At 59.9% G+C, this 12,946-nt stretch carries 16 protein-coding genes; 3 read left to right on the top strand and 13 right to left on the bottom strand.

What is annotated here, in order from left to right; all coding sequences use genetic code 11:
* Positions 1–66: 66 nt before the first annotated feature.
* The 10 genes from AB4Y75_RS00495 to AB4Y75_RS00450 form a co-directional block, all read right to left on the bottom strand.
* Positions 67–363 carry a hypothetical protein gene (locus AB4Y75_RS00495; RefSeq protein WP_441433966.1) on the bottom strand — a complete coding sequence of 99 codons (297 nt, stop codon included), beginning with the start codon at positions 361–363 and terminating at the stop codon, positions 67–69.
* A 94-nt stretch (positions 364–457) separates the two neighbouring features.
* Entirely contained in the window at positions 458–1,462 is a 1,005-nt protein-coding gene (locus tag AB4Y75_RS00490) for a DNA-methyltransferase (protein WP_441433965.1), read from the bottom strand.
* On the bottom strand, positions 1,455–2,423 hold the full coding sequence (locus AB4Y75_RS00485) for a replication-relaxation family protein (RefSeq protein WP_441433964.1): 969 nt from the start codon (positions 2,421–2,423) through the stop codon (positions 1,455–1,457). The genes AB4Y75_RS00490 and AB4Y75_RS00485 overlap by 8 nt, the downstream gene beginning before the upstream one ends.
* Positions 2,420–4,597 carry a type IV secretory system conjugative DNA transfer family protein gene (locus AB4Y75_RS00480; RefSeq protein ID WP_441433963.1) on the bottom strand — a complete coding sequence of 726 codons (2,178 nt, stop codon included), beginning with the start codon at positions 4,595–4,597 and terminating at the stop codon, positions 2,420–2,422. Before AB4Y75_RS00480 ends, AB4Y75_RS00485 begins: the two co-directional genes overlap by 4 nt.
* A complete protein-coding gene (locus AB4Y75_RS00475; protein WP_441433962.1) occupies positions 4,590–4,820 on the bottom strand; it encodes a hypothetical protein in 231 nt (76 codons plus the stop codon). The genes AB4Y75_RS00480 and AB4Y75_RS00475 overlap by 8 nt, the downstream gene beginning before the upstream one ends.
* A 190-nt stretch (positions 4,821–5,010) precedes the next feature.
* Positions 5,011–5,208, bottom strand: a complete 198-nt coding sequence (locus AB4Y75_RS00470) for a hypothetical protein (RefSeq protein ID WP_441433961.1) — start codon at positions 5,206–5,208, stop codon at positions 5,011–5,013.
* Positions 5,205–5,738, bottom strand: a complete 534-nt coding sequence (locus AB4Y75_RS00465) for a hypothetical protein (RefSeq protein WP_441433960.1) — start codon at positions 5,736–5,738, stop codon at positions 5,205–5,207. Before AB4Y75_RS00465 ends, AB4Y75_RS00470 begins: the two co-directional genes overlap by 4 nt.
* Positions 5,739–5,822: 84 nt before the next feature.
* A complete protein-coding gene (locus AB4Y75_RS00460; protein ID WP_441433959.1) occupies positions 5,823–6,023 on the bottom strand; it encodes a hypothetical protein in 201 nt (66 codons plus the stop codon).
* A complete protein-coding gene (locus AB4Y75_RS00455; RefSeq protein ID WP_441433958.1) occupies positions 6,016–6,267 on the bottom strand; it encodes a hypothetical protein in 252 nt (83 codons plus the stop codon). The genes AB4Y75_RS00460 and AB4Y75_RS00455 overlap by 8 nt, the downstream gene beginning before the upstream one ends.
* A gap of 14 nt (positions 6,268–6,281) precedes the next feature.
* On the bottom strand, positions 6,282–6,587 hold the full coding sequence (locus AB4Y75_RS00450; RefSeq protein ID WP_441433957.1) for a hypothetical protein: 306 nt from the start codon (positions 6,585–6,587) through the stop codon (positions 6,282–6,284).
* Positions 6,588–6,730: 143 nt separating this feature from the next.
* Between AB4Y75_RS00450 and AB4Y75_RS00445 the strand changes: the two genes are divergently transcribed.
* The 3 genes from AB4Y75_RS00445 to dgt all read left to right on the top strand — a co-directional run bounded on the left by AB4Y75_RS00445 (position 6,731) and on the right by dgt (position 9,926).
* The gene (locus AB4Y75_RS00445) at positions 6,731–7,708 is read left to right on the top strand and encodes a hypothetical protein (RefSeq protein WP_441433956.1); all 978 of its coding nucleotides are present in this window, start codon (positions 6,731–6,733) and stop codon (positions 7,706–7,708) included.
* Positions 7,709–7,895: 187 nt separating this feature from the next.
* Complete coding sequence (locus AB4Y75_RS00440; RefSeq protein WP_441433955.1) at positions 7,896–8,276, top strand: hypothetical protein; 381 nt, start codon at positions 7,896–7,898, stop codon at positions 8,274–8,276.
* 78 nt (positions 8,277–8,354) lie between these two features.
* The gene (gene dgt, locus AB4Y75_RS00435; RefSeq protein WP_441433954.1) at positions 8,355–9,926 is read left to right on the top strand and encodes a dGTP triphosphohydrolase; all 1,572 of its coding nucleotides are present in this window, start codon (positions 8,355–8,357) and stop codon (positions 9,924–9,926) included.
* Between the two features lie 153 nt (positions 9,927–10,079).
* Here the strand turns inward: dgt and AB4Y75_RS00430 are convergent, their stop codons facing one another.
* The 3 genes from AB4Y75_RS00430 to AB4Y75_RS00420 all read right to left on the bottom strand — a co-directional run bounded on the left by AB4Y75_RS00430 (position 10,080) and on the right by AB4Y75_RS00420 (position 12,667).
* Positions 10,080–10,598: a hypothetical protein gene (locus AB4Y75_RS00430; protein ID WP_441433953.1), complete on the bottom strand. Its 519-nt coding sequence runs from the start codon at positions 10,596–10,598 to the stop codon at positions 10,080–10,082.
* 653 nt (positions 10,599–11,251) lie between these two features.
* A complete protein-coding gene (locus AB4Y75_RS00425) occupies positions 11,252–12,238 on the bottom strand; it encodes a GIY-YIG nuclease family protein (RefSeq protein WP_441433952.1) in 987 nt (328 codons plus the stop codon).
* 93 nt (positions 12,239–12,331) lie between these two features.
* Positions 12,332–12,667 (bottom strand): histone-like nucleoid-structuring protein Lsr2, encoded by a 336-nt coding sequence (locus AB4Y75_RS00420; RefSeq protein WP_441433951.1) that lies wholly within the window; start codon positions 12,665–12,667, stop codon positions 12,332–12,334.
* Between the last annotated feature and the right edge of the window lie 279 nt (positions 12,668–12,946).

Below are 12,946 nucleotides of genomic sequence, written 5' to 3'. Positions count from 1 at the left end.
TTGGTAGTTGGGGCAGGGGCAGCAGAGACGGGAGTCTCAATGCTGTCCCTGCCCATGGGTGCTCGCTTACCGGGCGCGAGCTGGGCGGGCTTTGTCGCTGGCTTCAGGGATGGATCCCATGAGGCTGGCGAGTGCTTCCCTGCGTGCGGCGGCTTCGCGCTCAATCTCTGCGGCCGCAGCTTCGGCCTGGGCTTTGAGTGTGCCGCTGGTGCGCGCTGTTTCGACGTGAGAGGTCAGCGCCCTCAGAATTTCTTCCTTGAGGTTGCTGCCTCGCAGCTGGGCGATCATGCTCAACTGGGCGTGCAGTTCCGGTTCGAGCTGGATGCCGAGCGTTTTCACGCTGGCGATAGCTGGTGTTGTCATGGCAACTCCTCGGTGCGTGCGACCGGCGGAACACTCCGGATGAGTGCTCTCGTCACCGGTCGCAGAACACCGACGAGCTGACCTGGGCGGGCGGTTACGGGTCGCCGCGGGCCTCCTGGATCCGTTTCCTGGCACTGACGGCGAAGTCGGGGATGAGTTCGACCCCGAGCCAGTGGCGTTGGTGTTTCATCGCGGCGACCGCCGTAGTGCCACTCCCCATGAAGGGATCCAGCACCAGGCCGGGTTCGTACCCGTCTGGATGCTCACAGGATGGCTCCAGCGCCAGGCGAACAGCGGTGGCCCCAAGTCGGCGGACGGGTCGCCGCCAGGGTGCCCGGCACCGGGCGCAGCGCCGTACGGGACAGCCGGCCAGAATGGCCCGTTCGGCAAGCGGTTTCGGGAATGCAGCGTGGTGGCCGTCGTAGCCGTGGGCGGTCGGCATGATCCACACATCTCCGGGGTTCTTCCCTAGTGGGTGCCCGGGGATCCCGGCAGCTCGGAGAGCATCAAGACCACTGGTGTCTGAAGCATTCGCTCCGCGCCAGGAGCGCTTGCCGGGCCGACGCGTGGCGGCTTTGGGTGGCTTGCCGGGCCGAGTGACGTGAGGGATGCGAATGGCGTCGAGGTCGAAGAAGTAACTGCGCTGCTTGGCAAAGACATAGATCACCTCATGAGCTGCGGTCAGCCGGTCCCTGATGCTTGAGGGCATCGGGTTCGGCTTGGCCCAGACGATCTTGTTCCGGAGCACCCAGCCGTCAGAGACCAGTGCCTGAGCGATCCGCTCCGGCGCCAGGAGCAGGCTCTTGGCCGGTGCTCCCTGCTTGGGATGGCCAGAGTAGCTGTCGCCGAGGTTGAGCCAGAGGGTGCCGGTCGGGACGAGGACTCGTCGGATCTCGCGGATCACGGCGTGGAGCTGCTGGGTCCACTGCTCGACGTCGGATTCCAGTCCGCGCTGGCCGTCGGCACCGTAGTCGCGGAGCTGGAAGTACGGCGGCGACGTGAGGCACATATCCACCGAGGAATCCCCAAGTGTGCGCAGCGTGGTGAGGGCGTCACCGAGGAGAATCTCGTTTCGTGGTGTCGTGGTCCGCTTAGGCATGACTCACCTCCTTGAGGATGTCGGCAGGGGCGGTTTCCAGGGCCACAATTCGGTAATCCGTGCCAGAGATCTTCGGATGCCGTTCTAACGCCCTGGCGAGGTCCTGACGGCGCCTGGCGGCCGTCTGCGGGCGGGCGGCGGTCATGGCCCAGACGATGACAGGGAACCCCCCAAATCGGCGTTGTTCCTCGCCAGATCGGCGATACTCCTCGTAGGACAAACACTTGCCGACCAGCGTCGGTATGCTCTCCGTACCGAGGTCAACCTCGATGAAGAACGCTGCAATATCCTCCGCTCCTGGCGTACCAGCAAGTTCGGTGGAGAGGTCAGGCTTGACCACTTGGCGGGTGCCGAGGAGGTCCGTGAACGAACGCGGCTTCTCGGGAACGAGCGAGACAACCTCGCCGCCGTGTTCACGAGTCTTCTCGTGCATGGCTGCAGCCACCTCGGTGATCGCAAGTGTGTGCTGCAGGAACCGGGTTGAGGGGTCAACGAGCCGACGTCGTGGGCGGGTGGGGTGCGACTGGCGAATGACACGGTCACCGACTGGACCGAGGAAATAGACAAGGCCGTCGGAGCCGGCTCGGATGCCCCCGATGCGTTGTTCGAGAACGTCGAGGACGCGGATTTCGCGCAGTCGTGCTAATACCCTTCTCGCGGTCCGTTCTGCCGATGCGGAGCTGGCATGAGCCGCGAAGTGGAGCTTGACCAGATGGGCACCGGTGGCGAAGCGGAAGGTGTCGATGGTGCCGAGGATGGCGTGGTCCCGATCGCTGAGTACTGTGGCGATAGCCTGAAGTCTCCTCTTACTAATTCGTTTCTTCTGGGCGGGTGTGGGAACCGGGAGGTTCCCACTTTTCGTCTCCCGTGCTGTCGGCGTTTTCCCGTTGACATTGGACGACGTCTTGGTCGAGCCGGACGCGGGCGGGTAGCCGAGCGGTAGAGGGTGTAACTCGCTCATGAGGCACTCCTGCGGCGGCGGTTGCCTGTGGGTGGAGCATCCGGCTCGCTGAGGACAGCTGTCTGGAAGCCGGCCTCAATTTCCTCGATGGGGACGCCGTAGCTGGTGCGGCTTGCTTTCCGGATTGATGCCGGGTTCGAGGTCTGGGCTGGGGTGTCATTCGTCCGCCCGGAAGCCCAGTCCATGGTTGATCCGTCGTGGACGAGCTGAGCGTAGACATGGCGGACGGGCAGCGCCATGAAGTCCTCCGGCTCGAGCCCGGGGGCCATATCGGCGGCGGCTTTGGCATCGCGGCGGGCAAGCTGAAAGAAGACACGGCTGCGGGCGTTGGCTTCGAAGGCGGTGCGCATCTGAATGGGTAGTTGGTCGAGGAACTGGTGGGCAAGATGGAAGCAGGCGCCGAGGCTGCGAGAGAGCGCCAATGCATCGCCCAGATCCATCGGCAGCCGAAGGTACTCCTGTACCTCGTCGACGGTGAAGCTCACTGGGTGGCGATCTTTGGGCGGAATAGCTGTGCGTTCCTGAAGGGCAGCCCACGCGTCGGCGACGACGAGCGCACCTAGAAGTTGAGCAGCCTCTGGCCCAAGTGTCCCCTTCTGCAGTGGCACCAACAGCGCCTTCCCCTCCTCAAGCACCTGGCGCAGGTTGAACCGGGGACGAGCTTGCCCCAGAACATGCCGGAGCTGGTGGCTGAGGAGTGGTCGTAGCTTGTTCATGAGTGGTGCCGTGATGGTCGCGGCTGACTCGGGAGAGAGGTTCTCGAACCAGTGCCAGAAAGGGCCAGCAACGAGGGGATCCTTTGCGGCGATCGGACGCGTGATTCGCTCCCTGAATGGCCGATTGGAGAGCAGGAACGGTAGCTGCGCCAATGTCCCTTCCCCGCTGGAAGCCAGAGCAAACAGGCTGTTTCTGAGGATGTCCGAGCTTCGGGGACCGAGCTCGTTGCCATAGAGGCCCTGGAAGACGCTGAACAGCTGGTCGGCGACCAGAGCCGGACTGCGGCCGTGCAGATGCAGAGGATTCAGCCCGACGACAGCTTCTGGATCGAGGGGGTCAAGGAGGATGACGTCCTCGCGGCGCTGCTTGGGAATGTGGTGGAGAAGATCGTGGACGAGGTCCTTGGGCTCGACCACTACCATTCCGCGGCCCGCCTCGAGGTCTTGGATGAGCAGGTTCAGCAGGAGCGACGACTTGCCAACACCGGTTGGTCCCATCGTCCAGAAGTGTCGAGTGCTGTCCGCGATCGAGAGTCCGAGTGGCTTCCCTTCTGTACCTGGCGCCGTCGACACTCCCACCACCCGATCCCCCTCAGTAGCGGCAAAAGATGGGCGGATCTGGCGGGGATGCTTCGGCGGCTGTCCCGGGTACAGGCTGTCCTTGACCGTCAGTGGCCAGGCACTCAGTCGGCCAATTTCAGAGACACTGAGGTGCTGGCCGAGGGGGACAAGGAGTGGCCAGGTGCTCGCCGGGTGATTCAGGCGGTGAACAGATTCGGAGCGGAAGCGCAGGCGCATCCCCGGTGCGCTCAACCCTCGAAAGGCGTCAACCAGACGACGGGTCAAGGTGTGGGCGCGATCCTCGGAGGCGCTGACCCCGAGGCGTACCAGTGCGGAGAATCCGCCCTCAGCACGCTTGCCAGCAACTTGCCTGCGTACGTCTGCTCGACGCTCACGAGCCAGCCCAGAAGTCACGAGGCTGCCGAGCGGCTGATTGATCTCCGGAATCTCTGAGGGTGTCAGCCGCATTGCTACTCGTGGGCCGAGCACCAGCTGGACGACGAGGATTTCCTTCCCCGTTACGGACGTGAGCGCGGCGAGGATCGTACGAGTCGAACCGTCCGCGTCGTCACTCTGCAGCGGTTGTGCACTGGGACGGAAAGTCACCCGTCCGGCGCTCGTTGTGGCGGGGCGTGGATCGTTGTGGTCGACCACGATGGAGCCGGCGACGAGTTTCTCCACCTCGCGGCGAACTGTCTTGCTGTGGCGGAGCTGAGATCCGACAAGGTACTGGATGCCCTCCCGGCTGGCTCTGGCTTCCAGAATGAGGAGCGGCGCGTGAGCTTGATTGGCCCATGCACGAAGGAGTTGGAGGACGACGCCATCTTCGAGTGGCTGCGGCCAGTGGATGCGCTGCCAGACGATTCGCTCGAGCTGGTGGTGGGCTGGCTTAGTCACGGGGGACCTCCCCGTCTCGGGCTGCGCCGCTGGCGCCCCCGGTGCCGTTCTCGTGCTGGGCCTGAGCCTCGCGCTCCGTTTCGGCCTGGGCCAGCGCAATGGCGGCTCGGGCGAGCTTTCGCAGGTCTGGACGTTCGCGCGGCACCCCGGTGACGATGATCCGAGGCTTTTGCTTCGCCTGGCGGCGCGGCCGTGAACTGCTGCTATTGCGTGATTTGGTCATGAGTGGTTTCCCTCCTTCCTGCCGGTGTTGTGGCTGACGTGGTTGATGCCGTTGCTATTACGCAATGGACTGCGCCTTACTATGCATTGCGTAAACGCAACGAACAAGAGCTTTTGTGCAAACCACAACACCGGCAGGAACTGGTGGTCTCCCGCCTAAGGGCAGCGGGATTTGATGGATGAAATGGGTGCTAGAAGCGGTCGCGGAAATACCGGAAGATGGCCCATCCGGCCCAGAGCAGGGCGATGACGCCGACGGTGAGGACGATGAACGGCAGCACCGACTGGAGGACCTGTACGGAGCACCAGAGGGCGACGGCGCCGACGAAGACGAACACACAGGCCCCGACAAGCCGGTCGAGCCACGACCTCGGATCCTGCCCGGTCACGAGGCCTTGCTCCGATTCATCTCGAGCGCCAGCCCCTGCTCCATGCCGTTCCGGACACAGTCCAGGGCGAAGCGGAGCTGGTTGGAGACGAACGTTTTTGCCAGAGCGTAAAGCAGTACCTGGCCGACGGAGTCGGCGTAGAAGAGCTGCCACTCCAGGTCCTTCTCATTGAAGCCGGCATCACGCAGGCGTTCCATCTGCCAGCGCGCGAGTTCGAACTCATGCTTCGAGGAGAACGAGTAGTCCAAGATGACGTGGTGGCAATCGTGGACGAAGCGGTACGCAATGTTCGCATTCGACTCGCTGAAGACCACGGGGTCCGTGTTCTCGCTGTAGACCGGCAGAGGCCGACCGTCGCGCATCGACAGATCGAAAGCTGCTTTGAGGCCGCGGTAGGTGTTCGGTGCAGTCGGTGTCGGCTTCCAGCCGAAGCCGAGTTCATCGGCAGTGGCCTGCGCGAAGCCGAGCGTCCATCCGCTCAGTCGGGCACGGGCCCTATTTAGTTCCAGCTCGCTGATGTTTTTGGGCATGACAAATAACCCCTTTCTGGAGGTGTGCAAAAGGAAGGAAATGGGGCGAACGCCCCAGAAAGTGCCGAGTGCGAGTTGCGGCAGCTACTCGGCGGAGTCGTGCATCTGATGGAGCGCTTCGCGGTGGCGGGCGTGCAGGCGGTCAGCGGCCTTGTTGGCCTCGTCCCAAACTTGCTGGGCGTGGGCCTCTCGGACGAGATACAAGATGAAGTCCACGAGGCCCCACAGGACCATGAGCCCGATAGCGCCTGCCAGGATGAGCCAGCCGATGAGGGTGCTAGTCACGGGGCACGCCCTGCGGCCAGGTCTGGACTGCGGTGACGGCAAGGGCCGCGTACTGCTGGGCCAGGAAGCGCAGATGCCGTGCCGAGGCCGGATGGGTGGCTTGCAGTGCCGTGGCGAGCTGCTCCATGCCGTTGACGAGTTCGGTCGCGCCCTGGATGAAGTACTGGGCGGCCTGTTCGTGCTCCGGCACGGCTGACGGCGTCGCCTGCCGGCTAAGGAGCTGCGGAAAGCGAGAAATCTTCATGCCCCCTTCCCTCCCTACCGAAGCATGCGGCGAACTTCGGTTGCCGCACCTTCCGCGAAGGAGTCAGCGATGAAGTTCAGGCGCTCGGCCGCTCGGGGATCCCCGTTGGCGAGGAACTCGGCCTCACGTGACAGCATTCCAGTCAGCTGCATGCCCGTGGCGGCCACGTAGCCAGCTGCCTGAACGCGAGTGCCGATGACCAGACCGCGAGCGACTTCCGTATTCTGGGCACGGACGAGACTCTTGCTCTCGGCGCGGTTGAAACCCTCCGGGACCGACGAGACGCCCTGCGCGGTAGGGCGTGGAGTGAGATTCGACATGGTCGAGATTCCTCATTTCTTGGTTGATCGTTCCCCATGGTTCAGGGGATGCTTCAACGCTAAGAGCACCGGACGAGGCACTCTGAAAGTTGGAATAAAGTTGGAAAAACACGGTTCGAAGCGCTGAGCCACGAGGGGGAACCATGGCTGATCTCGATCCAGAGGGCGTAGCCTCACTGGCTGGCGAACTGGCGTGGCTCCGTAAGAACGCGGGATTCACCCCACGGCGTCTCTACAAGGCAGCGATCGTCGACGAAGTTCTTCGCCGGAATTTTGAGGACACCTACGAGCGCTTGTTGAGTCGGTTTCTCTCAGCGATCCATTCGCTCCCTGAGGACGAGGCGGAACTACTCAAGGACATCTATGCCCTGAGCGAGGAGACTGCACAGGTGCAGTCGCTACTTGAGCGGCGGAAGATCCACGGCGCCAAGGTCCAACGTGGACCGGAGACCATCGCAGCACGCGAAGAAGCGGCCCTTACCCACCTCCACTCCCGCCTGGTCACGGGAACGTACCCGCAATCGCCCTTGGTCCTGCATGTCCCGGAGATGCATGGCGGGATCATCTACGAGGCCACCAGCACTCTGGTCGTGATCGAGAACCGGAAGTGGAAGAAGACCTACGAGCACTACCGCTTCGCCAACATGATTGACGACCTGGAGTACGTCACGATCGGGCGGTCATATGCAGGCTGGGTCAACCCGCAGGCCGGCGGCGCCTTCAAGGTCAACACCCGTACCGTCCCTGGTGCCGGCTGGGCAGACCACTTCTGGCACCTCGACAAGGCGCGCACCAAGACCGAGCCCATGCCCATCGGGACCTACGACCTGCGATTTACGGTAGAGCCGGAGGAGGAGCTGCGCATGACGCGAGAACCGACAGGGCTTGCCAGTCGGGCGTTCCATGAAAGGTCACTGTTGGCATCTATCCAGGTCAAGTTCATCGGTGAGAAGCCAGCGGCCGTGTGGAAGTTTGAGAAGGTCAGTCCATTTGCCAGACCATCGGAAACCGATATGTACAGCCAACTGCAGCTGGAGGAAACCGGCGTCGCAACCTTGCGGATGCGGGATCTCCATGGTGGGCTGTTTAGCGGAATCAGCTGGACCTGGTCCTTCGCATGACACCAACGCCGGGATCCTGTTACAGCGCGAGAGCCGCCAAGGTTCGAGCCCGGAATTGTCGGCGGCGTGCACTACTATTCCTCTATGGTGACTTTCGTCGGACCCACCAGTAGAGCCTGGCACCGACCAATGCGCCCGAAAAATCGAGGATTGACTAGATCCTCGATGCGGCTTATAATGCCTCAGCATGAAGCACTACATCGAAAACCCTGGGGGTCGAAACAATTTCGACCACACTGGATCTCACTTTGAAATTGACCTTCCACCACCAAGTTCAAATCTAGCCAAAGATGGGTATCAAATGACTCTTCTCGCAGCCCAAGGTATAAGCCGGCTCGCAACGGAGCAGATTGAGTACAGAAAGCAGGTAGAGGATGCCAAGGAGCGCGTTGAAAGAATATTCAACGAGCGTAAGGAGGGAATCCTTGAAGGCGAACTTATAGCTGCACTCACCAATGAAAATGTTCCGTACTCAATAGCTGTCGCTGCCGCAGATTGGCTTACTTCGGCAGGTATAGCCAAAAAGAACTTTAGAACCGGAATAGTTTCAAGAACAGGAAAAAACTGATTCCACTAACACGAGAAAACACGTAGGGGGACGGTCGTGTGTGATAGGACAACCATTCTTCGAGATCCGGCCCTGAGAATGCTGGATCGTCAACGCAAATATGAGGAGTGGCGCACCGAAGCCCAGACGGATGCCGACAGAATTTGGTATGCGCCTGAGTTTAGACGACTTGAGGGAGTTACCCAAGTTGTTCCACCGCAAGATGACTATGTATTTCATGACCGCTTGACGCACAGCATAAAAGTAGCCCAAGTTGCGGCAACCCTCGCTCGAAAACTCATCAGCGAGGCTGAAAAGACCGCGCTCTCGGCGCAATTGGCAGAACGCAATATGACGATCGAGGAATGGATCGATCCCGACCATTGTTACGTTGCCGGACTTGCGCACGACATTGGCCATCCCCCGTTTGGGCACGCCGGAGAATCGGCTATTCAAGAGCTTATGAAGCGACTCGATGTCGAGCTTTCTGATCGCTCATTCGAGGGAAATGCCCAGTCGGTCAGAATCGTTGCCTTTCTCAGCTTCCGAAAACCTCCTGCCGGCGGTCTCAACCTAACACTGAGGTCACTCGCCGCAATTGCCAAATATCCGTGGCTGAAAGACGAGCATCCAGTTTCGGTTCCAAAGCTCAAGAAGAAATGGAGTTTTTATCCGGAAGAGGCGGATGTCCTTCGAGAGCTAAAGCATCACGGTTTCGTCAAAGCCGAAACCAATGTGGTCAACGGACTTTCCGTCGTTAAGGCCGTTCATCGTTGGCCTGAAGCAGAGATTATGGACTGGGCGGATGATATATCATACGCAGTCCATGACCTTGAAGACTTCTACCGCGCTGGGCATATTCCCCTGCATAGAATATCAGCCGCGCTTAGGCACGCGCCTGACACAATGTACAAGAACGAAGCGAGAGGAAAGCGGGACTGGTCGACGACTGATTTCAGCTTTGCCGGAAACGACGAAGAGGCAAAAGAGGCTCTCGTGTTTGCTCGCTCAAAGATGGAAAAGATGGTCGATGAGAATGGGGATTCGCTCAAAGCGTCAATACCGGAAGCCTTCGTTGAAATTATGCGAGTGCTTGCAGATCGCTTGCCGACCAACCGGTTCGATGGCTCCAGACAGGCGCACACGGATCTGCAGAACTTCGGGAGCGAGGCCATCTCCTACTTTAGTTCAAATTGCCATGCTGAATTGACAATGGTTGAGGGCGAACCATGGCTAAAGTTCAGAGTCGACAACCCGACACGCTTGGCCGCAGAGTTCTTCAAAGCAATATGTCAGTTTTATGTCATTGAATCGTCGGGGCTTGCCACCATGCAGTATGGTCAAGCCCGCGGTCTCGAGCGGCTTGTCGACGCACTGATGAAGATGTCGGTTGCATGGCTCGAGAAGCACGGAGAGGCCACTTCACAGAAGGCGCTGCCAGCTCGGCTGCGCGCTTACCTCGAAGACCAGGCCACAATTCTAGGGTCGAATGAAATTCCGAGCGACGAGAAGGCGCGAAGAGAACTGATCCAGGCTGAAATGCGTAACATCTACTTGGCCGTGATCGACTATACGTGTGGCCTGCGTGACCTTCAGGCAACTCTTCTCGAAGAACGGCTCTTTGGTCATAAGCCATCGTTGGCGCTGTCGAGTAGCTGGCTCGACGTCTAAATTAGACCATTTCGCCAGTTTGAATTCACGGCGAAATTGCCCGGCTTTGTTCTCCAATACCGAGAACAGAGCCGGGCAAATGCACTTTTTTGATCGTAGATTGATCTTAGGGATCACTGGTTAGGCGATCGCTGCCACCGACCATCGGGCCAGTCAAGACTGATCTCGTTTCAACTTTCTCCACGGGTAAACTGCCAGCGATTCGTTATTAAATTCGTCAAGCGACGTAATCTCTTTGTGACACCACTGAGGGATTTTGACGTGCCTGGATTCGTCACCTTCGATTTCTGCGATGACAAGACCCTCGTTCTCGCCGGTGAAAACGTCAATGTCCCAAGCTTCGTTTTCAAATACCGAATGGCGGCGCTTGGTGACGACATGCGGCGCTCGCCTTATTATTTCGCGAGCGACATCGGCGTCCGACAGTGTCGACTCAAATTCATATCGTTCGTCACCAACCCGAGGTCCTTTTATTGCGTAGGTGGCGTCAATATCGACCAGCCGACCATCTGGTTCTTCTGTTTGAATTAGTCTGACCCTCGACAAGTAGCCGTCTTGAATCCACAGATACGCCTGGGTGATTATGACGGAAGGCCAGCCAATGACGATGGACGGGTTGCTTACCAAGAACCGTCGTTCGCGTTCAAAATGTGTCTCTTTGTTAGCGGTCAACGTACTTGCCTTCCATAGCAGTCGCACGGTCTCAGAGAAGATCTAAAAATGGTACTCGAGCTGAGACAAATTCTGTCTGGGGCTAACCCTACCCCTGATCTTGCCCGCGTCGAGGTACCGGCGTGTGAAGATGACCGCCTCCTTGCAAACTGCAGGTACGACGCAGGTTGGTTCCTCTACTACATCAGCTGGGGTGCCTAGCGTGCGTCCTACCTTGAGTCTTGTCGTGCCTGGTTGTCGGAGCGGCCGAGTCGATTACCCTTGGGCGGTTGCGTTAGCGTCGTCCGCTCTCATGGCCGCGCCCGCTGCAGGCGCTAACATTGTGTGTGCTTGCGCCGTCAGTCCGCGGTAGCGTCGTAGGAGCGGCTGGATTTGGTAAGTGGGTGGAGCCTCTCCGAGGATCCACCCACTTTCTGTTGCGGATCCTGACAACCTGCTACGGCGTACTTGTGGCAGCGCGGGACTTTCCCCGGATACGCGTTCTAGGCGATGTATGCATCCTCAGAGGCGTGTTCGCGGAAACGGATCTAGGACGTCGAGCTTGCCTCAAGTATCGAGGTTTGGCGTGCTCGGGTGAGCCTACGCTCGGACGGAGCCGCCCGCCGGACGAGGCGCCGAGGGGTCGGAGCTGGGGCTCGAGCGACTTGCGGTGCTCACTCCGCCGGCCAAATCACGTTATGGCCCACCTTGCCCACGAAGTTGGCGTATTCCACGAGATCGAGCGTTCCATGGGCGGCCCACCGCGCTATCTCGTCCCGTCTGGACCAGAAGAAGGACGACCCATCTGTGCGCTCAACCTCGTATACCTGGAGGTCGACGTCGGCCAGGAGACTCGCCACGCCAACTGCCTTGGACCGTCCAGCTTGTGCGACCAAGGTCTTGAGTTGTTCTCGGCAGTGTTTGAATTCCGCCAACGAAATGGGAGTGACATCAACGAGGTAGCGATGACGACGTGGGGACACAAGCTGCAGAGTGCTTGGTTCCCCGCCCCACGTCCTGTTCAGGCTGAATCGCGGATCGCCAACCTTCTCGACACGTTCCTCGAGCCCGAACGGGTTCTTGCTCCGTGCAGCGTAGATCCGCGTGGTGTCGAGTGCCCGTAGCTCGTCTACGGGAAACACTGATTCGTAGTGCGAGCCAAAGAGCAAGCGGTCGAAAGGTTTTCTTGACACCCAGTGGTCTCTGACTCGTTTGCGGATGTCGTTCGCTTTGCCTACGTAGAACTGACGGTACTCATCGAACACCAAGACGTAGACGCCAGACACGCCTTGCCAGTCCTTCAATGACTGGACAGCCTGAAAAGTCCGGCCCTTCTCCAGGATGCGCTGCAGCGCATCCTCGAACTCGCCGGTCTCGAGCGCTGCAAAGTAGCGCATGGCTAAGTCGAAGTTCACTAGTGCCTGGTCGCGCTGCACGAGTAGGAATGCGTCCGAATGTTCGCTGTAGTCCGCGTCTCGATGAGCCCACGCCATGCTGTTCCAAGCCTCGTCGGAGATAAACTGCCGCTTCAGGCGTTCCTTGGGCTTCCGGTTCGGATAGGCGTAGAGCTCCCGGGTCATCTTGTGCCCGAACTTCGAGGCTCGCAGACGCTCGCCAAAATGTTCAGCGCCCGGCTGCAGTGGAATATCAGGGGTGATCATGACAGTCGAGACATCATTTCGAATGCCTTAGAAGATGGCGGCCTGCAGACCGGTTCTGCTTGGAATCGTCGGATCCAACCGTGACAACGCCATCTACTCCTGCGAGTGGGCCGCGTCGTATGCAACGAGGACTTTCTGCGCAATCCGCCCACGCGGCGATACGGTGTGGCCATTTGCTGCAGCCCACTCGCGGATGCGTTCAAGATCAGGCTTGCTTGGCCTCGGGCGGTTACCACTACGCTTACCAGTCACTTGCCGAGCTGCCCTGACGTATGGAGCAAGCGACTTGTGAAGGACCGCAAGTTCGGAGTTGGTCAGGTCAATTTCGTAGGTGGTGCCGTCTACTGAGAAGGACGCCGGCTTCGCCGACGGATCGAGTGCCTCGCCGGAGATGTCGCTGAAACGATGAACTACCGTCCTAGTTGCCATGAAGGAGAGCCTATACCGACACCGGACCCACTAGACGATGGCTCAGTGAATGCGGCCCCTCGCAACGATCGCTCTGGGCTTCCATACGCTGAATCCACCGCCACTGTTTCTGCCCCATGTTCAGATCTGGACGCTCATCGAAAGCCATATCGCCATGCGATCTTCGCGCATAGCCCCAACCTTTCACGGGTGCTCTCCGGCACGACGTATCGGCATCTCAGCGGACCTGCACCCACTGCCCTCGGGCGATGGCCTGTCGAAAGAACGGCTTCGTACGAT

Origin of the sequence: Arthrobacter sp. RAF14, assembly GCF_052114185.1 — a bacterium.
GTDB lineage: Bacteria > Actinomycetota > Actinomycetes > Actinomycetales > Micrococcaceae > Arthrobacter_E.
The sequence above is the reverse complement of the archived record's forward strand: the minus strand, read 5'-3'. Positions and strand labels throughout refer to the sequence as shown.